Annotated in this window: 14 protein-coding genes; 10 read left to right on the top strand and 4 right to left on the bottom strand. The window is 54.4% G+C overall.

Features of this window, described 5'->3' with window-relative positions:
- Nucleotides 1-140: 140 nt before the first annotated feature.
- Nucleotides 141-1,061 carry a universal stress protein gene (locus tag RSSM_RS08595; RefSeq protein ID WP_008676738.1) on the bottom strand — a complete coding sequence of 307 codons (921 nt, stop codon included), beginning with the start codon at nt 1,059-1,061 and terminating at the stop codon, nt 141-143.
- A 462-nt stretch (nt 1,062-1,523) separates the two neighbouring features.
- Here RSSM_RS08595 and RSSM_RS08590 point away from each other — a divergent pair, with 462 nt between their 5' ends.
- Entirely contained in the window at nt 1,524-3,017 is a 1,494-nt protein-coding gene (locus tag RSSM_RS08590) for an ATP-binding protein (RefSeq protein ID WP_008676736.1), read from the top strand.
- Nucleotides 3,018-3,047: 30 nt separating this feature from the next.
- Here the strand turns inward: RSSM_RS08590 and RSSM_RS08585 are convergent, their stop codons facing one another.
- Nucleotides 3,048-3,704, bottom strand: coding sequence for a flavodoxin domain-containing protein (locus RSSM_RS08585; RefSeq protein WP_008676734.1), 657 nt, complete (start codon nt 3,702-3,704; stop codon nt 3,048-3,050).
- 330 nt (nt 3,705-4,034) lie between these two features.
- Here RSSM_RS08585 and RSSM_RS08580 point away from each other — a divergent pair, with 330 nt between their 5' ends.
- From RSSM_RS08580 to RSSM_RS08570, 3 genes are all read left to right on the top strand, one after another.
- Nucleotides 4,035-5,111: a two-component system sensor histidine kinase NtrB gene (locus RSSM_RS08580; RefSeq protein ID WP_390174049.1), complete on the top strand. Its 1,077-nt coding sequence runs from the start codon at nt 4,035-4,037 to the stop codon at nt 5,109-5,111.
- A 231-nt stretch (nt 5,112-5,342) separates the two neighbouring features.
- Nucleotides 5,343-6,788 (top strand): sigma-54-dependent transcriptional regulator, encoded by a 1,446-nt coding sequence (locus RSSM_RS08575; RefSeq protein ID WP_044301881.1) that lies wholly within the window; start codon nt 5,343-5,345, stop codon nt 6,786-6,788.
- 15 nt (nt 6,789-6,803) lie between these two features.
- Nucleotides 6,804-7,826, top strand: coding sequence for a potassium channel family protein (locus RSSM_RS08570; RefSeq protein WP_008676728.1), 1,023 nt, complete (start codon nt 6,804-6,806; stop codon nt 7,824-7,826).
- Nucleotides 7,827-7,954: 128 nt separating this feature from the next.
- On the opposite strand, the gene RSSM_RS08565 is transcribed toward RSSM_RS08570, so the two are convergent.
- Together RSSM_RS08565 and RSSM_RS08560 are read right to left on the bottom strand one after the other, a co-directional pair.
- Nucleotides 7,955-8,965: an Acg family FMN-binding oxidoreductase gene (locus tag RSSM_RS08565; RefSeq protein ID WP_236621021.1), complete on the bottom strand. Its 1,011-nt coding sequence runs from the start codon at nt 8,963-8,965 to the stop codon at nt 7,955-7,957.
- 204 nt (nt 8,966-9,169) lie between these two features.
- Nucleotides 9,170-10,630, bottom strand: a complete 1,461-nt coding sequence (locus RSSM_RS08560; RefSeq protein ID WP_008676725.1) for a sulfatase family protein — start codon at nt 10,628-10,630, stop codon at nt 9,170-9,172.
- Nucleotides 10,631-11,138: 508 nt separating this feature from the next.
- Here RSSM_RS08560 and RSSM_RS08555 point away from each other — a divergent pair.
- From RSSM_RS08555 to RSSM_RS08530, 6 genes are all read left to right on the top strand, one after another.
- Entirely contained in the window at nt 11,139-12,449 is a 1,311-nt protein-coding gene (locus tag RSSM_RS08555) for a DUF1552 domain-containing protein (RefSeq protein ID WP_315850009.1), read from the top strand.
- Nucleotides 12,442-14,940 carry a DUF1592 domain-containing protein gene (locus RSSM_RS08550; protein WP_063709034.1) on the top strand — a complete coding sequence of 833 codons (2,499 nt, stop codon included), beginning with the start codon at nt 12,442-12,444 and terminating at the stop codon, nt 14,938-14,940. The genes RSSM_RS08555 and RSSM_RS08550 overlap by 8 nt, the downstream gene beginning before the upstream one ends.
- Nucleotides 14,941-15,032: 92 nt before the next feature.
- Entirely contained in the window at nt 15,033-16,538 is a 1,506-nt protein-coding gene (locus RSSM_RS08545; protein ID WP_008676715.1) for a sulfatase family protein, read from the top strand.
- Between the two features lie 243 nt (nt 16,539-16,781).
- Nucleotides 16,782-17,969 carry a S1 family peptidase gene (locus RSSM_RS08540; protein ID WP_144059659.1) on the top strand — a complete coding sequence of 396 codons (1,188 nt, stop codon included), beginning with the start codon at nt 16,782-16,784 and terminating at the stop codon, nt 17,967-17,969.
- Nucleotides 17,970-18,094: 125 nt separating this feature from the next.
- Nucleotides 18,095-19,561, top strand: a complete 1,467-nt coding sequence (locus RSSM_RS08535; protein WP_315850010.1) for a sulfatase family protein — start codon at nt 18,095-18,097, stop codon at nt 19,559-19,561.
- Between the two features lie 245 nt (nt 19,562-19,806).
- Complete coding sequence (locus RSSM_RS08530; protein WP_236621019.1) at nt 19,807-21,174, top strand: META domain-containing protein; 1,368 nt, start codon at nt 19,807-19,809, stop codon at nt 21,172-21,174.
- Nucleotides 21,175-21,248 lie beyond the last annotated feature (74 nt).

Here is a 21,248-nt window from a genome sequence, read left to right as displayed (position 1 = left end):
GTGCTCCTGCAAACGTCACAACGAACCAAACCCAAACCCTCGGTAAATTGACTAGCCGGCGAGAGTGGGCCCCGGTTGTCTCGGCGTAACCGTGGTTAACACCGGCCAGCCGATGAGTGTTCGGATCGTTGCGAGTTGATTTAACCGGTTGCGGCTGCGTTGGTTGCCTCTTTCGGTGTGGCGTCGGCGTTCCAGTGGTGTCGCGAGATCCAAACGCTGCAAGGAGCATGTCGTAGGACATACTTTGACGTGCTCCCCAATAAGAACCGGCTCAGCAGGCTGTGTCCGGTGTCACCGACGACGATCAGCTCCGCATTGGTTTCCTCCGCGACGTTGACGATCGAGTCACCGATGTGATCGGAAACACGTGTTTGCGCATGGGTGTCAGGAAAGTGGTCGGCAACTTGGCTCGCGATTCTTTCGGCGGCCTCGTCAATTCGCTCAACCAACTCAGGGTCAATGGTGATCGGCGGCCCCGCATAGCCCTCACCTACGAAGACATACGGTTGCAAAGCAACGCTGACCAAGTCGACTCTGCAGTCATTGGCGAGGTTCCACTGCATCAGCTCAAAGACGGCTTCGCGAGAGGCGATTGATTGGTCGAAACCGACCACGATCCTTTTGACCGGATCGTCGGCTTTGGGGCGGTGTCGGACCACGACGACAGAGCACTCCGCGTTGCTGGCAACACTGTCGGAAACGCTCCCCAGCAGCACACGGTGCAGCGCGGTGTGACCTTTGGCACCAAGGACAATCAGGTCGACTTCGGACTTCTTTGCTTGGTCGAGAATGCAGGGAGCCGCCGATCCCGACCCGTGAACCAGTGAAACGGATTGGCAGGATTCGCTCAGAAGCGATTTTGCTCGGTCTAAAATAGGCTGAGTGCGATCCTGGGCGTGTTCGGTCCAGTGCCCGCTCCAGGGATGCATGGGATAGTGTTCCGGATCGAACGAAACGGTGAGTACCACAACATCGACCGGAGAATTCTTCGCCAAATTTACAACGAATTTTGCCGCTTCGGTGGAAGCGGAAGAGCCATCGGTTGCCAATAGAATCTTCATGCTCTGGTCTCCTCGTACGTCAATTCGGGGGAATGTATTCACGTCCGGTGCCTGCCGAAGAGACATCGCAGTTTGCGTACCAATGAAAGAAGCCGCTGTTCTGAATGCGAATTGTGCTTCGTTGCACGTTGGCGAAATCGATTCGTGCGATATGGCACGCGTGCACATCGCGTCAACTCTTTTGTGAATCCAATTTCCGGTGTGGTTAGAGAAGGCGTGCGACAATGCGCTGCCGATAAATCCGAACTTTCGGGCTAAACGATGCGGGGCGTTTCGGTATGCTGAACGTATTGACTGCATGGAGTGCGGGGCCGCTCGCAGATGTTTGCGACAACGAACCGTGGGGATGTTGGTTCTTCTTCCTGCGAGCCCGGTGTCGATGGAACCTACGACCCGATGACGGTTGTGGGGTGACGGGGCACTTTTTTGTCAAGCGTGTTTCTCGGTAGGACGGTAGGGAAGATGTATGATGCGTTGAACGTATTGCTCGTCGAAGCGGATCGCGACTGTTCGTCAAGTTTGACGCAAATCTTGCGGGACGATGGTCACAGCGTCCGTATCGCAGAAACGTTCGATGAGATTCGCACGGCTGGCATTCAACCTTCGATCGCGTTGGTGATCCTCGAGAGAGAATTGCCTGACGGTCTGGCCGAAGATGTGCTACCGGAATTGAAGCAGTTATTGCCCAACGCGGACTTTGTTATTGTCGCAGCGTACGCGGATCTCGATCATGCGATCGTCGCGTTGAAACTCGGCGTGGTGGACTACATTTGCAAACCGTTTCACGCCGACGTGGTTCGTGCGAGTGTGGCCCGTATTTGCAAGAGGCGGCGTGTCGAGGATCGTCTTTGCGAAGAGCATCAATTTGCGACGGAGGTGCTCAAGACCGCCGAAGCGGTCATCCTGTTGCTCGATATGGATGGCACGATCGAGCATGTGAATAGTTACTTTTCCCGAATTGCGGGTTGGCAACTCGAGGAACTACGAGGTCGGAATTGGTTTACGACGTGTGTGCCTACCGATGATCGTCGTCAAGTTCGTGATATTTTCGTTGAGATTGCACGTCGCAACGAGAGTACCGGTGCGGTCAACTCGGTGTTGACCAAAACGGGTGCGACGCGACAGATACGTTGGTCAAACACAACTCTCTATGGTGATGATGGTCAAGCCAAGTCGATTTTAGCGATTGGCGTCGATGTCACCGACCTGATCGCGGCGCAGCAAAGTTCGGTTCAGTCGCAACGTTTAGCAGCGATCGGGCAGACCGTCGCGAGGATTGCGCACGAGAGTCGCAATGCGTTGCAACGCATCCAGGCGAGCGTTGAAATACTGCAGCTCGACATTCCGGTCGGATCGGACATGCGAGATGAGGTGGATTCGATCTACCGTGCGTCGAACGAATTGAAGGAAACACTCGAGGAAGTTCGTGAGTATGCCGCGCCGATTCATTTGAATGCGGAACCGGTTTTCCTGCCTACTGTGTGGCGACGTGTATGGGAGTATCTGGCCATCACGCGATCAAATCGGGTTGCGAGCCTGAAAGAAGATATCTGTGACTGCGATATCGTGGTTGAGGTCGATGAGATACGGATGGAACGCGTCTTTCGTAATCTCTTCGAAAACTCACTCGCCGCCTGCAGTGACCCGGCACAGATTTGCGTCACCTGTCGTTGTGATGAACCCGGTTGGATTCACGTCATTGTTCAGGATAACGGTCCCGGTTTGACGCAGCAGCAGAGGGAAAAGCTATTTGATCCCTTCTTCACAACCAAAGCCCGCGGTACCGGATTGGGGATGTCGATCGTGCAACGAATTCTCGAGGCACATGGTGGTGGCATTGAAATCAGCGATACCGATCAATCCGGAGCTTGCTTTCTGATGCGAGTTGCAAGACCCAGTCGCGGGCAGAGTTGCTGTTACTCAATTGACCAGAAGAACGAACAAGTGAGCGTGTGAGCCCGCCGGTCTGCAATCGGAGACGTCTTCTCAACGAGAAACGGGGCTGTTCGACTGCACTTCCGAGCGATGGATGCGATGCCATTTTGCTTCCGCGGGGCGTTTGGCGTCGGCGGGAATCTGCACGCTTCTCGATTGATGGTGAAACGCTCTCGCTTCATCGGCGAAGTCAACTGCGAATGAGTTGACATGATCCCAATCGGTGTATTCCCGATCGTGACCCAGTTCGCTTTCGTAACCGGATTGCAAAGCGAGGGAATGCATGATGCGTTTCTTCAACCATCCATACTCGGAATACCTCAACGCACCGGCAAATGTAACGTGGCGTGATGGTTGAAACGGTATCCTCGTTCGCATGTCGTTGGTGACGTCATCGTTCGTTCTACATCGCTCTTCTTGGGCGTTGATGATATTCAGACACACCGAGAAAAACGCTGTTGGGACGGATGCGAGAAAGCGACGGTGCTCCCGCATGCACCACAGGATACGACGATCATGTTCACCGAAGTAGATCGGCGAACCAAACACGACTGCGTCGTAGAAGTTCACCGCGAGTTCGGTAACAGAGAGTTTGGTGACGTCGAACGTGTCGGTGGGGACTCGGCGCTGTGTCATCGTCTTGGCAACGCGTTGCGCGATTCGCCGCGTTTGGCCTCCGCACGACGCGTAAATTACTATCGCACGCATATGGATCACTTTCGGTAATGACGATTACTGGGGTCTGGCGACGCCCGACTGATTTCATCCTATCCGATTTGAGGAACTGGATGCTCAAATTTTAGATAGGAAGAGAAAACTCTTCGAGGCCCTGTTGAGAGAACCTCCGTGTGCGAAAACAAATCCTGCTGAGTCAAATCTTCCGATCGGGATGCCAATCACTTCAGGAAGCATAATGCGAACGCTGTGCCAGACTTTTCTGCTGAGTGATTCTGTTCAAACGCGAGAAACGGCACTCCGCTTGCGGCAATCGGCTTGCCTGTTTGTTGACTCCCTTGGGTTGGAACAATGATGCAAGCGATGGTTCCTTTGAGTCGCAATCGAATTGCGAACATTCTGATCGAAACGTCGCCGGTGGCGATCTTCCTGACGACCCCTAACGGGACGATTTCCCAGGCCAATCCCGTGGCTCAGGAGTGGTTCGGGTATGTCGATGCCGAGCTCGTCGGAATGGCGATTGAACGTCTGTTCCGGTTTGAGTCTAAAGGTGACGCGGAGGCACATTCGTCGTGCTTCATGTCACATGTGCGAGATCCAGAACCCGGAAAAAAATGGTGGCTATCGGCGCGTCGAAGAGACAAAACGTTTTTCTTGACAAAAGTTTGTCTGCATGCGTTGGAGACCGACGCGGGGGAGATTCGGTTGATCAACGTGGTCAGCGTTACCGACCATGATTGGTGTTATCGAAAGCACCTGGAATGTGAACGTTTGGCAGCCGTCTCGCAGATGGTGTCGGGGTTGTCGCATGAGTCACGCAATGCGATGCAGCGTGCAGAATCCTGTCTCGACCTACTCGAGATGGATTTGGAGACGAACAGCGAGTCTCTTCAATTGACTCATCGTATTCGAAACGCGTTGCGAGGGATTCACCGCAACTATGAAGAGGTGCGGGAGTATGCGGCGCCGATTCTATTGAAACGCTCGGTCGTGGAGTTGTCGCAATTGCTCGGCGTCATCGTCGATCAGTGGTCATGGGAATGTGGGGCAGACTCCAACGTCCGCATATCGTGCGACGAAGACCTGCCCGCAGTCAGTTTCGATGTCGATCGATTTCGGGTGCTGTTACGTCATCTGTTGGACAACGCAGTGCATGCGAGTCCACCTGGGAAGGATATCGAGATCCGATGCCAACGTTTCCAGCGGGAGCAAACCCAGGGGATTGAAATCTCCGTCCGGGACTACGGAAGCGGGATTAGCGAAGAAACTAGGCAGTGCATGTTCGAGCCGTTCTTTACCAATAAACAGCAAGGCACAGGGTTGGGGTTGGCGGTCTGCCAACGGATTGCTGAGGCACACAACGGCACGATCGAAGCTTCCAATCATCCTGCCGGTGGGGCGGTCATGCACGTGTACTTTCCGCAGGAGTTCGGCTCTTAGTCACACCTATCTGTTGTGCGAACGATAAAACGAATCGACGTACGAAAGGAATTGCGCTGGTGTGCGATCGTGCGAGTTCGCACGTGGCGACGTGTTTTGCACGTGCAAATAGCCGTTTTCGGTGACGGAACGTTTTTCGCATCACGCGGGAGTCGTGTGCGGTTGTCTACCGCAATCACTATCCGACCGAACGGCCCCGCAATCGTTCGCTATCCATCTGTGAAGAATGAGATGTCTGAACAACCGATCAAAATATTGCTTGTTGATGATGAAGAAGATTCACGTCGTTCGGCCGCAAAGTGGTTGCGGCGAAAAGGTCATGAGGTGACCGATGTCTCCAACGCCGCGGAAGCTCTCACTCTTTTGCAGCGGCAAACGTTCGACGTTGGCGTCTTTGATATGAATATGCCCGGCATGTCGGGCCTCGAGCTACTGCAGCGGGTTCACCAAGAGCATCTCGACGTCGAGGTGATCATTCTGACGGGACAGGGAACCGTCGAAACCGCCGTTTCGGCTATGAAAATGGGAGCATGTGAATTCCTGCGCAAGCCATGTTCATTGGCGGATCTCGAGCATCATTGTTTTCGTGCCCGGGAACGTCGGCTGCTAAAGAAAGAGAATAAACAACTCAAAGCAGTGATTTCGCGATCGCGTCCGACCGCCTCACTCGTCGGTGAATCCGAACCTTTGCGGCAGGTTCTCGGATTGATTGATAAAGTCGGACCGACTAACAAACCGGTTTTGATTCAAGGCGAGAGCGGTACCGGAAAAGAATTGGTCGCGAGGGCGATCCAGCAAGCGAGTCCTTTAGCCGACTGTCCCTTTGTGACGGTGAACTGTGCCGCGTTCCCAGAGAATTTGGTTGAAAGTGAATTATTTGGACATCTCAAAGGCGCGTTTACCGGGGCGACGGCAGAGAAACCGGGATTGTTTGAAATTGCCGATGGGGGCACGCTGTTCATCGACGAAGTCGGCGAGTTGCCGTTGTCTCTGCAGCCAAAACTGCTGCGAGTTTTGGAGGACGGGACGATGCGACGAGTGGGGTGCCATCGTGAACGCCGTGTTACGGTGCGTTTGATCGCGGCGACCAACCGTGATCTGCAAAACGAAGTCGACGCAGGACGTTTCCGCGAAGATTTGTTTTATCGGATCAATGTGTTCGCGATTCAATTGCCGACCTTGCGAGAACGCGAAGGTGATGTCGATCGGTTGATCGATCACTTTTTGCCGAAGTCGTATCGGATCGACCCAGCGGCGCGAGAAATTCTCAATCGTTATCCTTGGCCGGGCAACGTACGGCAACTGATCAACGTCATTGAGCGAGCCTCAATTCTGGCAGACGACTTTGATATTATGGTCAACGACCTGCCGCACGAGGTTGTTCATTACAATCGATCATTGTCGAAACGAAATTGTACCGATAACGTTATTCGCACCGATGCCGCTCCTATTGTCCCCACGCATTCCGATATGCTCGGGAACTCGCATTTCAAACTCGATGAGGTGGTGCGTGTTCACGTTGAAGAAGTGCTCGCGAAAGAGCATGGCAATAAAGCCAGTACGGCGAGGAAGTTGGGGATACACCGCCGCAAACTCTACCGGCTACTCGATCGCTTTCGTTGCAGCTCCGAGAGTGAGTGTCGTGAGACCGTCGCATCGTGTGAAACAAGTGTCTGATCGGGTGAAAAGTCCGTGACGGCGTTTCCGGGGAAAACCCCGATTGAACGGATCGCAGCCGGCGGTGTGCTGCTCGCGTTCGTGTTCGCCGTCGCGGTAACCGGGTATCGCTACGTCGGCGATTACGGGTGGCTCGAATCGATCTGGATGGTAGTGATCACGATCTCCACGGTGGGATATAGTGAGTCCAGTTCGCTCTCGCCGGCGTTGCAGTTGTTCACCGTCTTCGTCATTTTGATCGGGATGTCTGCTGCGGCGTACACCTTCGGTGGGTTAATCCAACTGCTCTTGGCCGGTGAAATTGATCGTCTAATCGGACTTCGTCGAATGACCGCAGAAATCGCTGACATGAATAACCACGTCATCATTTGTGGTTTCGGACGGATGGGGCATAGTCTGGCCGAAGACCTGCGGTCGCAGGGAAGAACCGTTGTCATCATTGAAAGCAACGGCGAACGGATTCGAGAAGCGGATCTTCTTGAATTCCCGTGTATAACGGGCGATGCAACCGAGGAAGCGACGTTGGAATCCGTCGGAATCGAGCGTGCTCGAACGTTGGTGGCTGCCTTGTCGGGTGACGCGGAAAACGTGTTCCTGACTCTGACGGCGCGAAATCTCAACTCAAAAATTCAAATCGTGGCGAGAGCGGATCAACGCAGCACCGAAAAGAAACTGCGCCAGGCCGGGGCCGATCGTGTGGTGATGCCGACGGTGGTGGGATCGCGTCAAATGGCCCGTGTGATTACCAGACCCACGACGGCCGACCTAATCGAGTTGTTGTCTCAGCGCGAGTTCGCTGACCTCGAGTTGGATGAATTGTGTGTCGATGAGTTGAGTGGGCTTGTTGGCATGTCAGTTGGGGCAACCGATGCGCACCGCGACCATAAACTGCTGATCGTGGCGATTCAAACCAAAGACGAACAACTCGTCTTCAACCCCGACGCCGCGCAATTGATTCATGCTGGCGACACGTTGATGTTGATGGGACGTAGTGGAGATATCAGCGAGTTTCGTACGAAGTATCAGCGGGCCGATTGAGAGGGTTTCGAAGCCATGCTGCGAAAAGATTCGCCAGAATGCGGGTTCGCAAATTCAGGCCCGCAGATTCAGGCCACCGAATTCTGGCGACATCGGCTACATCATGTTAGGTGTGTGTCGAAAGCGTGTCACACCAAGACCTCTTCGACACTGCGCCGGGGAGTTGCCGGCACCTCCCGGCCGTAACCCCATCTCAGGAGAATCTGCGGGAAGCCTTTTTCATCACACTGATCCTCGATCTCCGGTCTGAGAGAGGTGACTTCGATGGGTTGATTCAAGAACGATGCTGACAAGCCACGGGACGTGCCTCGGAGTAGCATTTTGGCCAAGGCTTGTCCGGTCGACATCCAGGCTTCCGGGGTATCGTCTTGGGTTCCAATGATCGCGAGCAAGGGCGACCCCTCGGCCAATTGACGATCTTTGGCCGCCTGTCCTTCGCCCCAATCGAATGTGCGAACCATCAGTGGACCCAGGTACGATGCGATCATGTTTATTCCATGTGCGTAGCCCGGCATTCCGTCGCGACATGACGTGCGATTGGGATGAACCCATTGAGACAATTCACGACGAAAACGCCGGTCGCTGCCCTGCAGGCGATCGCCTTCGGATATTAGGTCGGCGATGATGTGCTTTTGCGTCTTGTCTTCGACGAGTTGCAACCAACAATTATGTTCTTTCAGGTCCAGGTACCATTCGTCAAAGATCGAAAGAGGAACGTTTCGGTGGTCGAATGGTTGTCGATTGGTTCGCCGGTGCGCGATTGCCCGAAACAATTCTTGTTCGTCTTCATCCGGAGTGTGAGGCCCACTGACCCGCAACCGAGCGAGCAGGTCGGGGTGATCGGCGGAAGGAAGTACATGGATAAGCGTGGCCAGTGAATCACAGTTCAACGCAAGTCGAAGGTGATAGAGTGCCGCACCACAACTGATCGTAAGTTCTCGGTCGTGTGGATCCACTACCGGAAGCGCTCGATCACGGTCGGCATAAAGTTCGATGCCATCGCGAACGATCCGGAATTTCCACGGTTGCGTGTTGTGGCTCGACGGAGCCAAAACGGCAAACTCTACCGCACCTCGCAGGCGTTTGTTGAGATTGCTGGAACGCCGACGCATTGCGGCATCTTGACATGTGGTCGTCATTGCTTTTCTCCCCATTACATTTGCGCGCGAGTTGGATGCTCACGTGAATGGGGATGCAACGATCATGCCGCTTCAAATTGCCATGTAAACCGAGACATGGTGGTGCGATTTTGACTATGAAGTGGGCACGAACGCACGGATGGGAAAGGTGTCGCACGGATCGACAAGGCAGGAGTGAACGCACTACGTCGTGCCGGACGTGAACTACAGTCCCACGCCGGTGCCTTGCACTTGGCTCTCATTGTTCCATTGAATTTGCCAAGGATCTTTCGTCTCAATTTGAAATTCTTTGAGTTCGCCTTTGAGTTTCTCGAGCAAATCGGCGTGTTTCGGATCGCTCGCAAGGTTTTTGAGTTCATCCGGATCCGATGATAGATCGTAGAGCTCGAATTCCGGTCGGAACAAATATGCGGAAACCAAACGCTTTCCAAAATGAGTGGCTTCGGTTCGATGAATACCTTGCCACGTCGATGATGCCCACAGGTCCGATGCGAATGGATAGCTGAGCCCGTATGCGATATTCCAAATCAGTTTGTGATCGCCTTGGCGGATGACTCTCATGGGGTAGTACATGGTGAGTTCATGAAAGTTGTGGGCGGCGAACATCCGGTCCCATCCTTCCGGTGAGGACTGGTCTAAGATGCCTGCGAAGCTGTGTCCTTGGAACCGATTGGGATCGACGGCCGTGCCGGTCATTTCGAGAATCGTTGGGGTGAGGTCGGCCCATGTGACCATCGCGTGATTGACGGATCCCGTTTTTTCAGACCTCGGATCCTTCACGATCAACGGTAGGTGGATTCCTGGTTCGTAAACGGTGGTCTTCGCACCCGGGAACGCGATGCCATTATCGGAGAGGTAAATGATGATTGTGTTTTCTGATTTGCCTGCTTCGTCGATCAGTTTCATCAGGCGTCCGAGTCCTTGATCGATACGTGAGACCGATTGGTAGTACTGCGCTAGCTCTTCGCGGCATTGTTCCGTGTCGGGAAGAAACGGTGGAACGAGAACCTCATCGGGTTGGTAGGTTACCGTCTTCACTCCCGGATACCCTTCCGGACGATTGCCGAACGAATTCGGATCGCTCCAAACCGCAGGCGTGAATGGGTGGCCGCGGTGTGGATCGTCGGGGCAGAAGTAAAGAAAGAACGGCTGATCGGATGCGATCGTTTGTTGGCAGGCATCGGCCATTTCGACGGTGCTCCGAGGATCAACGTCGAGCGTTTTTTGGAAACGATATACCGAATCGGGAGCAAGGTGGTATTTTCCGATTCGCGTCGTTCGGTATCCCGCCTTTTCAAGCATGACGGGCAAAGATTTGACGTTGTCAAACGTGCTGAAGTGATGGTAGTCGTGAACGTGACCATACGATCCGGTGGCGTGTCCGAATTGGCCGGTCAGGATCACGCTTCGGCTCGCTGCACAACTCGCACTGGTGCAGTAGGCACGTGTGAAACGGACTCCGTCCTCGGCGAGTTGGTCCATGTTCGGCGTTTGGATGACAGGGTTTCCATAACAACCAAGAGCGTCGAGCCCGTGGTCGTCTGAAACGAAAAGAACGACGTTGGGTTGCTGAGGTCTATCCTCTGCCAGTGATGGATACGAACCAAGAGTGATTGCGAAGACGGCGATTGTGAAAATCCAAAAACGCTCAGCGGGCTGTGACATGGTTGTTGCACGGGAGTGTGAATCGAGGTGATGAATGCTTGGTTATGATAGCGTCACCGGAGAGCGATCGAGTTCGGTTCTGAAATTCCGGTGATCTCGAATGAATCACGGGCGGGGTAAAGCGAACGGGCCGTTCACGCGATGAGGCTGCAGAAGAACCTGAGGGGATTCGAGTCGCCGCCAGACGCTCGCACGGTTTTCACGTATCTACCGCGTGAATCGCCGAGCGGCGAATGAGTTGTCGAATCGGTTTGAAATAGAGACGCTCGGAATAGAGACGACAAATTCCTTGCGAAATTTGTGCAAAAAGTGCGGCAGGTTGTCGCCGCTCGGGCAGATAGACTGGTGGAATCCTGGCCGAAGGATGACTCGCGGGGCAAACACTCCGATTGATAGCTGACGGAAGGCATCGAGCCAACGAAGTGTGGTGTGCATCCGATCCGGTTTTGAATTCCTGAGCTGGCTATTCGTGAGCCGGAAATGAGTTGTGATTTCGATCTGCCGGCCGATGTGCCTTTCAAAGAGAGTAGGAATTATGTCGTTTTCTCGTCGGTCGATTTTGCAGGGGCTTGGCGGTGCACTGGCGCTGCCGCGGCTCGAGTCAGTTGCTCGAGGGAGTGAAGTTCGCGCGCGAGAGAGGCGGTCCGACACAGTCGCGGCACCGTTGCGATTTCTCGTTGTGGGGAATCCTTTGGGAATGCATCCGCCCAATTTTTTTCCGCGTGATTTCGGGACTGACTACACCATGTCTCGAACGTTGCAGCCGCTCGAGTGGGTGCGAGATCGATTTACCGTGCTGTCTCATACCGACCATGGGATGAAGAGCGGCCACGGTCGGGAGATTGCGTTTCTCAGCGGTGTGTTGCCCGAGACCAGTCACGCGTTTGCCGAAAAAAATATGTCGATTGATCAGTTGATTGCCAGGCATATCGGCGACGACGTTCGTTTTCCATCGATCCATGCGGCATTGCAGACTGGAATCCGGATGGTGTGGAATGCCAACGGAGTTGAGCTGAAACCGTTCACGAATCCTGAGAAGATGTTCGAGCATTTGTTTCTGAATCTCAGTGAACAAGCGAAACGAGAGCAGGTTCAAACGCTCGAGCGAAACAGCAGCATCCTCGACGCGGTCGGAGAACAGTTTGCCGATGTGAAGTCGCGGGCGAGCGTCGCTGACCGAGAGCGTCTCGATCAATTTGGAACGTCGATTCGTGAGTTGGAGCAGCGGATTCAAACCCGCCATGATTGGGTCGGGCGTGACAAGCCGGAGTACGATATTTCGCATCACCTCCAAGGGGAAGCGACGATCATCCGACGATACAACGCGATATTCGATATGGTCGCGTATGCTTTTCAAACGGACCTTACTCGCGTTGCCACCATCGCGTTTCCGAACGAACTCGGATACACCGACGTGAACGGGGTGACGCGAGGGTATCACGCGTGCACGCACAACGGAAAGGACGAGCAGGTTGTGTCTGAACTCGTTGCGATCGAGTCCTTTCAGATCGAACAGTTGTCGCGATTTATGAAGCAACTCGACGAAATCGACGAACCGAATGCTGATGGAAGTTTGCTCGACCACACCGTGATTCTCTTTGGCAGCGGAATGGGGTACGGCGGCACACACTCCAACCGCAACCTGCCGATCTTGGTCGCCGGAGGCGGCTTCAATCACCTCGGGCATGTCGATACGCGAAGCCCGGCGGGGAACAACATGCCGTTGTGCAATTTGTTCGTCACCCTGATGCAGCGGTTCGGGATTGAGCGTGACCGATTCAACCTTAGCACCGGGAGTTTCGATCTTGAATATGCGTAACTACTCGGTGGGACGCAGCAGGGTGTCGATCGCAATCCTGTTGGCGTGCGTGGGGTTGCTTGGGTCGGTTGATGCAAATGACCATGCGATTTTGCAGCGATACTGCATGGAATGCCATTCGGGCAGTGATCCTGAAGGAGGGTTTCATTTGAAAATGCTCGGCGACTCCGTGAACGAGGAGAGCCGCGAGTACTGGCAGGCGAGTTTGGAGTACGTGTCACTCGGAGATATGCCTCCGAACGATGATTCGAGCGTGACCCCAAGCGAACGCGAACGCATCGCACGCTATCTTCGTCGCGTTATTATCGCGGCTGGTGAGAAAAAGGCTGCGGTAAGTTCGGTCCCCACTCGACGGCTGAATAATCGAGAGTTTGCCAACAGTATCAGTGACGCATTGGGCATCGAAGATCCCGGGACGCACTTTCCGCTCGGGGATCTACTCGGCGATACATTGCATGAAGGTTTCGATACCAACGGCGACGCACTGGGTATCAGCGAGTATCATCTCGAAAAGTACATCGCGGCGGTTCGCAATGTGGTCGATGCGGTCATTTGGACCGGTGAGAAACCAGAGTCGGAGCGGTATGAAGTGCCGTCCGAAATGTTGAAGATGACCTCGCTGAGCCAGCAAACTCGTCGGCGTGAGTCTGCGGTGCGTCACCCGGACAGCGTGGATTTTCGCGACATGAGGGTGCGGATGTATTTTGACAACTTCGATAGCGTTCCGGAAACCGGATACTACAACATTCAAATTCGAGCGACTGGAATCGATCGTGGCTACTACGACGCTGAAATGACAGGCGTCCACGATGGTGATCCGATTCGCCTCGCGGTGCATCTCGGTGATCGAGAACGCGTCTTTGATCTTCCAGACGATGACATGAAGGAGATCGAGTTGACGGAGTGGCTCGCCAAAGGGACACGCATCGAGCTATCGTATCCGACCGATGGGCTGCGTAAGCGTGGCAACGGGAACTTTAAGTTTCAGCAAGCCATCGCCCACGATCACATCAAACAACACGATCCCGAGTTGTACGAAGAGGTCGTCGCTCAAATACGCAAGAAAGGAGGGCGTCGGAAACTCGGTGTCAATCATTGGAGCCACTGGGTCGATTACTGGCGTGGGCCTCGGCCGAGGGTTTATGGTGCCGTCGTGGAAGGACCATTCTACAATTCATGGCCACCCCAACGGCAGGTGAATCTGATCGGTGCGTCTCCTGATGTACAGGATGCCGAGAAGGTTCTCAAACGAATTGCGGAGCGTGCGTGGAAACGAGAGGTGCGTGACGGTGAACTCGATCCGTTTGTCAGACTCGTTGAGCAGCGAAAGGCGGAACTCGGAAATATCGAAGCTCTTAAAGAGGGCATCGTTGCGATCTTTGTTTCCCCCTCGTTTTTGTTGATTGATCCAGAGGAGGGGACGCCAGCCGATCGGTTTGCGACAAAGCTGTCTTACTTTTTCCGCAGTACGCTGCCAGAGGTTGTTCTACGCCAGCAGGTTGCGGCAGGCGAACTGAATGATTTTGAGTCCGTGCGAGATGCGGTCGAGTTGTACATTCGTGATGCGAAGGCGGACGAATTTCTCGATGAGTTTCCGCACGCGTGGTTGCAGTTGGACCGGATCAATTTCATGGCGCCCGATCCAGACCACTATCCGCATTACCATCGAAAGAGTGTGAGCGATGACATGGTTGCTGAGGCCAAGGCGTTCTTCCGGTATGCGGTAGAGAACAATTTGCCGGTTCCCGAAATGTTGACCTCCGACTATTCGTTCATCAACGCTGACCTCGCTAAGGTTTATGGAATCGATGACGTGCCGGACGATTCCACGCTGCGTCGTTATCAGTTCACCGATGGCAGGCGTGGTGGTTTGTTGGGGATGGGAGCCTTTCTCACGTTGACTGCCGATACCCTGGGGACATCCCCGATTCATCGGGCGGTTTACGTTCTCGAAAATTACATGGGAATCAAACCTTCACCGCCTCCAGGTGATGTCGAGATTCAAGAACCCGACGTCCGTCAGGCCAAGACGATCAAGGATATTTTGGCGGCGCACATTGCGGAGGATACCTGTGCTTCGTGTCATCGCAGTATCGACCCATATGGGTATGCGTTTGAAAACTTCGATCCGGTCGGCGCGTGGCGTGACAACTACGTCCAACTGACGGTCGACACTCCATCGCAGGCGGCAAAGAAAACGAAGAAGCGGAAACAGGCACGGTTTGAATTGCCCATTGATGCTTCGTCGACCTTTCGCAATGGAAACAGCTATCACGACATCGCCGAGTTTCGAACGTTGATGCAGAGTGATGCGAATCAGATTCAGTTCGTCAGATGCTTTGTCAAGAAACTGCTGATGTATGCCAACGGAACCGAACCCGACGATATTGCGGAGATCGAACGGATTCTCGCGAAGTCGGCCGAGCATGACTTCCGTGTCGTGGACACCATCGCCGCGGTGGTCGATAGTCCTTTGTTTCGACAGCAATAATCAGGTTTGTTCTCAGCGCTTTTACCGAGATTGATTTCAACGAAATGCCAAAACTAGTCATCTATGTGTGTTGGGTCGCAATGATTGTGGCCATGCCATTGAGTATTGCCCACGCAACCGAATCAGCGAAAGATACCCGGCCGAATATTCTGTGGATTACGATTGAAGATTGGTCGCCGGATCTCTCGTGCTACGGCACGAAAGGCATTCATACTCCGCATGTCGACCGTTTGGCCGAAGAGGGAATCCGGTACGAAACTGCGTTCACGACGTCGCCCGTGTGTTCGACGTCTCGATCCGCAATGATGACGGGCTTCCATCAGAATTTCATTGGTGCGAACCAGCACCGAGAGCACAACAAGCAGCCACTGCCGCACGGTATCGAGCCGATCCCGCATTTGCTTCGCGATGCGGGCTACTTCACGGCATTGATGAGTTGGAAAACGGATTGCAATTTTTTGCCGACCAAGAAGGACGAATTGTTCGAAGGGAAGGACTGGTCCGAACGCCGCCCCGGGCAGCCGTTCTTTGCAAGGGTGACCTTTGGTGGCACACATCGGTCGTGGAAACGCGACCCGCAACGCCCCATCGGAATTGATGACGTGGAGTTGCCTCCTTACTATCCCGATACGCCTTTCGTCCGGCGCGACTGGGCCAACGGGCTCGAGCAGATGCAATTGGTTGACCGCGAGGTGGGTGCGTTATTGCAGCGACTCGAAGACGAAGGGCTCGCCGAAAACACGTTGGTGTTCTTCATCGGTGACCACGGTCGTTGCCACATTCGCGGCAAACAGTTTCTCTATGACGGTGGCATTCGCATCCCGATGATCATGCGTTGGCCGACTCGGATCGAACCGGGACAGGTCGACGATTCGCTTGTGATGTCAATTGACATCTGTGCGACGGTTTTGGAGGTGGCGGGCGTTACTCCGCCGGTGCCTCTGCACGGAGTCAGTCTGCTCGGTGGTGAGACTGCGAAACGAGAGTATGTCTTTGCCGCGCGTGATAAAATGGACGAAACGCATGATGCGATGCGTGCCATACGGTCAAAGGATTTCAAACTGATTCTAAACCTCATGCCTGAACGGCCCTGGTGTCAGTACAACCGTTACAAAGAAGGAGCTTACCCCGTCTTGGCGGAAATGAATGTTCTTTCCATGACAGGGAAACTGACTCCGGAGCAAGCAAACTTTTTCAATGCGTCCAAGCCGCCGGTAGAGCTATTCGATCTTCGAAGTGATCCGTATGAAGTGAACAACGTTGCCGATGAACCAGAGTATTTGCAGGTGAAGACGGCGTTGCTGGCGGAATTGCAAGAGTGGCGTGATGAGGTGATCGAGGACGAAGGTGTCACTGAAACGTTTCGAGCCGCGAACGTTTTTCCGCCGGATATGCCGACGTCGACAGTCGACGAATGGGTTGCGGCGCACGGCGATGAATATGATTTCAACGTGGTTGGTTGGCCCGCTTGGTACCCAACGAGAACGTTGGACGAGTGGAGGGCCGCCCGAGAGAAATGGGAGCCATGGGTATTCCGATCTGTCGATTCGGACATGAAACGTCCGGTGCTGGTCGCCGGGAAGAAACGCCGTAAGTAGGCACGTCGTGGACGCCGATTGCCACACGCATTTCAAGCAATGTCCGAGGTCGCGATGCGGAATGCGCGCACTGTGACGGCGTGTATACTGCGTCGATGCGGAGAGGCGATGGACGACCGGCTGTTCTTGTTGAACAATTTGGTGTCACGACGTCGTCTCTTCTTGATGTGCGGTGGTGAATTCTTTTGACGCCAGTTGGCTCGGAAACGCCAGCGACCGGCTTCTGAAATTTACGGATACGTGATGAAACTGACTGATCTGGGGTTGGCTGCACTGTTGGCAGTCTCGTTTTTTGCCGGCAGGTGCATGGCGGATGATCCTCGCGTTTTACCGTCTCAAGAGAATGTAGCGGAGCCTCTCGAAAGAAAGGAACTGAAGCAACTTCTTCGGGAATTCTATCCTGACTATCAATTGCCCTCGGGGAAAATATTCGGAGCTCTCAATCACGACGGCGATGACAAGCTCGAAGGTGACGAGTTGGTCGCGCTCGAAGATTTGCTCGAGCAGATCGATGCCGAATTGGACACGACTCCGGAGGATCCAGGTCCTGGGTATCCGTTACTTGCGTCCGTCGCGAGCGGAATCGATGATTCGAAAATCGATGGGGCGGTTTTTCATCGGCACTTCGACAACCTCGAACAGAATCCTCGTCCCGAAGGCTTTCAGATTGAAAGCGTGCCGATGACCAGTCGGCTGACTTTACCCAAACCCGTTGGGCGAAAGACAGTCGTGGAGGATCTCGTCAAAGCGACGGTGGTGCTCGCCGGAGGCGAAGGGGATGACTATTTCACCAGTGGCGGTGTGTTGGTCCGATCGGACGGATTGGTGTTAACCAATTTTCATGTTGCCGAGGCATTCGCGTCCGGGATGACTGCACTGACGAGCGACGGCAAAAGCTACCGAGTTGTGGAATTCATCGCGGGAGATCGTCTTGCTGATGTCGCGTTGATTCGAATCGATGGAACCGACATGCCGACTGTTGAGGTGGCGACCACAGCACCTGAGATTGGAGACAACCTTGTGATGATGCACCATACGGAAAATCGATTCTACACCTACGATCGTGGATATCTCATGCGCAACCCGGTGATCGAAGGGAAGCAGTGGATGGAGGTGTCGCTGCCTTTTGGTCCGGGAGGCAGCGGTTGTGGAATCTTCAATCAAAGGCATGAACTCGTGGGGCTCGTCTCGATTGTGATGCTCGGAGATGGACCGTCGCTAGCGTTGCTCGGGCACGGTCTGGCAGAGACGGTGGAAGAAGAGATGTCTGGCGAGTTGGACGCGGAGCAATCGGCGTTGTTGGATGAGTTGCTCTGGGACGCGACCTCTGAATTGGAAACGGACGGTTTCGAACTCGTCGTGCGGCATGCGGTCTCGTTGCCAGCGATTCGAAGGCTGTTTTCTCCGGTCGCCGGCGCCATGCCACGGTAGCGTTTGTTCCTGTTTTGTATGTTCCGTTTGATAAACCCGTTCAAGGCTCGTTTGAAATGATTTCTGATTCAGTTTGTCTGCGAATGCCGGGGCCCGCGTGGCGGGTGTTGTCCATGCTGTTTGTGATGGTGGCGGCTGAAGACGCGTGGGGAGATGAAGCCGCGTCGCAATCGGATCGCCCCAACATTGTCTTGATGATTGCTGATGACATGAATTGGGATGATTGTGGTGCGTACGGTCATCCCGCGATTCGGACACCGCATATTGACCAATTGGCGAGTGAGGGATTGTTATTTCGCCACGCATATCTGACGACGAATTCGTGCAGCCCATCGCGTGCGAGTTTGATTACCGGAAGGTACCCACACAACACGGGTGCGGAGCAACTTCACTGGCCGATTCCAAGCGGTGTTTCCACGATTGCCGAGCAACTCGGCCGGGTCGGGTACTACACGGCGGCGGCTGGTAAATGGCATATGGGAGATGCCGTACGCGATCATTTCGACAGGATTTATGAGGCGTCCACGGCGGGATTTGTTCTTCCATCGGGCAAGGATGGCGAGCCCGCGAAAATGGTTGCCAAGCAACCGAGCGGGTGTGAAGATTGGACGCGTGCGCTCGATGATCGAAAACGAGATCAGCCGTTCTTTCTGTGGCTAGCCGCACTCGACCCACACCGTGAATATACCGACGGCGCGTTGGAGCCACCTCACCGCCAAAGCGATGTCATCGTGCCTCCTCACTTGCCAGATACGCCTGAGGTGCGTGAAGACCTGCGTCTGTATTACGACGAGATCGGTAGGCTCGATTCGTATGTTGGGGAGGTGATGGCCAAACTCGACGAGCAGAACGTCGCCGACAATACGTTGGTTCTGTTTATCAGTGACAACGGGCGTCCTTTTCCGCGTGACAAAACGACGTTGTATGACGGCGGAATTCGGACACCGTGGATTGTGCGTTGGCCGCGACATGTTCGGCCAGGGCAATCAACCCATGCACTCGTCAGTGCCGTTGATATCGCGAGCACCTTCTTGGAAGTCGTGGGAGGAAATGCAGACTCACTGCCGAACGATGGAGTCAGCTTTGCCAGTGTGCTGAAAGATCCGACGGTGTCACACCGAGAGTTTGCTTTCGCGGAGGATCATTGGCACGACTACGAAGATCATGCTCGATGTGTGGTGGATGGACGATTCAAACTAATCCGAAACGACTACGTCGATTTGCCTTCAACGCCATCGGCCGATGCGGGTCGCGGGCTGACGTGGCAAGAGATGCTGCGTTTGCACAAGGTCGGTGGTTTGAACGAAGCACAGCAAGCCTGTTTCCGTGTGCCCCGTGCCAAATGGGAGCTGTATGACCTGCAACGCGACCCGGCGGAATTGTTCAATCGGGCGGATGACCCCGCGTACGCCTCGGTGCGATCGAGGTTGGGCGATGCACTTCACAACTGGAGTGATCAGACCGGTGATTTCTTACCGAGTCGGCGTACTCCGGATGAGTTTGACCGGGTGACGGGAGAGCCTGACCATTCGGTGCGAAAACGACCACGTCCGTCAAAGAAGGAGATGTTTGGAACGGACGGGGCATACTGACGGCAGTGAAACGTCGCTCAGTATTGGGAGGCGTGTTTGCGGAGCCTCGATGTGGCCCGAATTCCTGTTTGGCGAGAACTCTGCTGATCGATTGCTTTGGAGGAGACGTTGCGGAAAGGCAATTGAAAAAGGACTCGATGGCAAAGGATGGTGATGAAGAATCGGTTGAGGTCTCTTTGTTGAGACGTGTTCAACGCTTATCCTGTCGTCCTGTTGCAGCCTATCCGCGCTCATGGAGTCAAGCAGTGAAGAAGCGATTGAACGTTTTGGTTATGTCCTCGTTGGCGATCCTGTTGTCGGTCAACGCGACGATGGCGAGGGCATCGGACCCACTGCCGACCTGGAATGAGGGCGATGTCAAAGAGTCGATTGTTGCATTCGTCAAAAAGGTGTCAGACAAAGGTTCGCCGGACTACGTCGAACCGAGTGAACGGATTGCCGTGTTTGACAACGACGGGACGTTGTGGTGCGAGGCTCCGTTGCCATTTCAGGCTGCGTTCGCCTTCGATGAGGTCAAACGGCGTGCCCCGAATGAGCCGTCGTTTGCCGCTGATCCGATGGTGCAGGCGGCGTTGGCAGGGCGAATCGATGAGCTGCTCCAAGGCAAGCACCACGATGGGCTGATCCAGGTTCTCGGTCTAACGCACGCAGGGATGACAACGGATGATTTCCGCGAGCGTGTGAATCGATGGACGGAGACTGCGTCGCATCCTCGGTTTCAATGTCGCTATCTGGAACTGACCTATCAGCCGATGCAGGAACTTCTTGACTATCTCCGGGACAATCAATTCGAATGTTTTATTGTGTCCGGCGGTGGAGCCGATTTTATGCGAGTCTGGTCGGAGCGTGTCTATGGAATCGTTCCGCAAAACGTTGTGGGCTCGATGGCGCAACCTCGTTTCGAGAATCGTGACGGTGTCCCGGTGCTCGTTAAAACGATGGACAATCTCTTCGTTGATGACAAGGAAGGAAAGCCAGTCGGTATCCACCAATTCATCGGTCGCCGGCCGATTGCTTGTTTTGGCAACAGCGATGGGGATCAAGCCATGCTCGAGTACACGACAATCGGAAATCCGAATCCCAGTTTCGGTTTGATCGTCCATCACACCGATGCCGAGCGGGAGTACGCCTACGATGCCAAGCCGCCGGCGTCAGGAAAATTGACCACGGCGCTGGAAGTCGCGCCCCAACATGGTTGGACCGTTGTTGACATGAAACGCGATTGGAATCGGATGTGGTTCGACCTGTCTGAGCGAGTGTCTTCGAGCAAACCGCAAACCTTGTTTGGGAATTGGTTGGCCGAAGACATCATGGGCAACGGCGTGATTGATCGTGCCCAGACGACTCTCGAGGTAACGGCGGACGGTTCGGTCAGTGGCAGCACGGCGGTGAATCGTTATCGAGGTCAGGCAACCATCGACGGGAACGCGATCACGTTCGGTCCATTGATTTCGACGCGACGTGCAGGGCCACCGGCGATGATGAACCAAGAGTCTCGTTTTACCGAGGCACTTTCCCAGGTTACTGGATACCGAATCGATTCCGATGGTTTGTTGTATCTCACCGATGGAGACGGCAACGACATCCTGCGATTCTCGCGTCTCGCGGATTGAGCGAGCAAATGCACCTGGCTTGTTCGATGGAGCTCAGCTACTCGATCGACGACGCGACTTAGCGGGCGACGAGA

Source organism: Aporhodopirellula sallentina SM41, assembly GCF_000346505.1.
In the GTDB taxonomy this organism is placed as follows: domain Bacteria; phylum Planctomycetota; class Planctomycetia; order Pirellulales; family Pirellulaceae; genus Rhodopirellula; species Rhodopirellula sallentina.
Note: the sequence above shows the minus strand (reverse complement) of the source record. Positions and strands in the feature narration are given on the sequence as shown.

Coding starts and splice junctions, on each gene's coding strand:
- RSSM_RS08595 (WP_008676738.1), bottom strand. CDS start 1,061: ATGAAGATTCTATTGGCAACCGATGGCTCTTCCGCTTCCACCGAAGCG.
- RSSM_RS08590 (WP_008676736.1), top strand. CDS start 1,524: ATGTATGATGCGTTGAACGTATTGCTCGTCGAAGCGGATCGCGACTGT.
- RSSM_RS08585 (WP_008676734.1), bottom strand. CDS start 3,704: ATGCGTGCGATAGTAATTTACGCGTCGTGCGGAGGCCAAACGCGGCGA.
- RSSM_RS08580 (WP_390174049.1), top strand. CDS start 4,035: ATGGTTCCTTTGAGTCGCAATCGAATTGCGAACATTCTGATCGAAACG.
- RSSM_RS08575 (WP_044301881.1), top strand. CDS start 5,343: ATGTCTGAACAACCGATCAAAATATTGCTTGTTGATGATGAAGAAGAT.
- RSSM_RS08565 (WP_236621021.1), bottom strand. CDS start 8,965: ATGACGACCACATGTCAAGATGCCGCAATGCGTCGGCGTTCCAGCAAT.
- RSSM_RS08560 (WP_008676725.1), bottom strand. CDS start 10,630: ATGTCACAGCCCGCTGAGCGTTTTTGGATTTTCACAATCGCCGTCTTC.
- RSSM_RS08555 (WP_315850009.1), top strand. CDS start 11,139: ATGTGCCTTTCAAAGAGAGTAGGAATTATGTCGTTTTCTCGTCGGTCG.
- RSSM_RS08550 (WP_063709034.1), top strand. CDS start 12,442: ATGCGTAACTACTCGGTGGGACGCAGCAGGGTGTCGATCGCAATCCTG.
- RSSM_RS08545 (WP_008676715.1), top strand. CDS start 15,033: ATGCCATTGAGTATTGCCCACGCAACCGAATCAGCGAAAGATACCCGG.
- RSSM_RS08540 (WP_144059659.1), top strand. CDS start 16,782: ATGAAACTGACTGATCTGGGGTTGGCTGCACTGTTGGCAGTCTCGTTT.
- RSSM_RS08535 (WP_315850010.1), top strand. CDS start 18,095: ATGGTGGCGGCTGAAGACGCGTGGGGAGATGAAGCCGCGTCGCAATCG.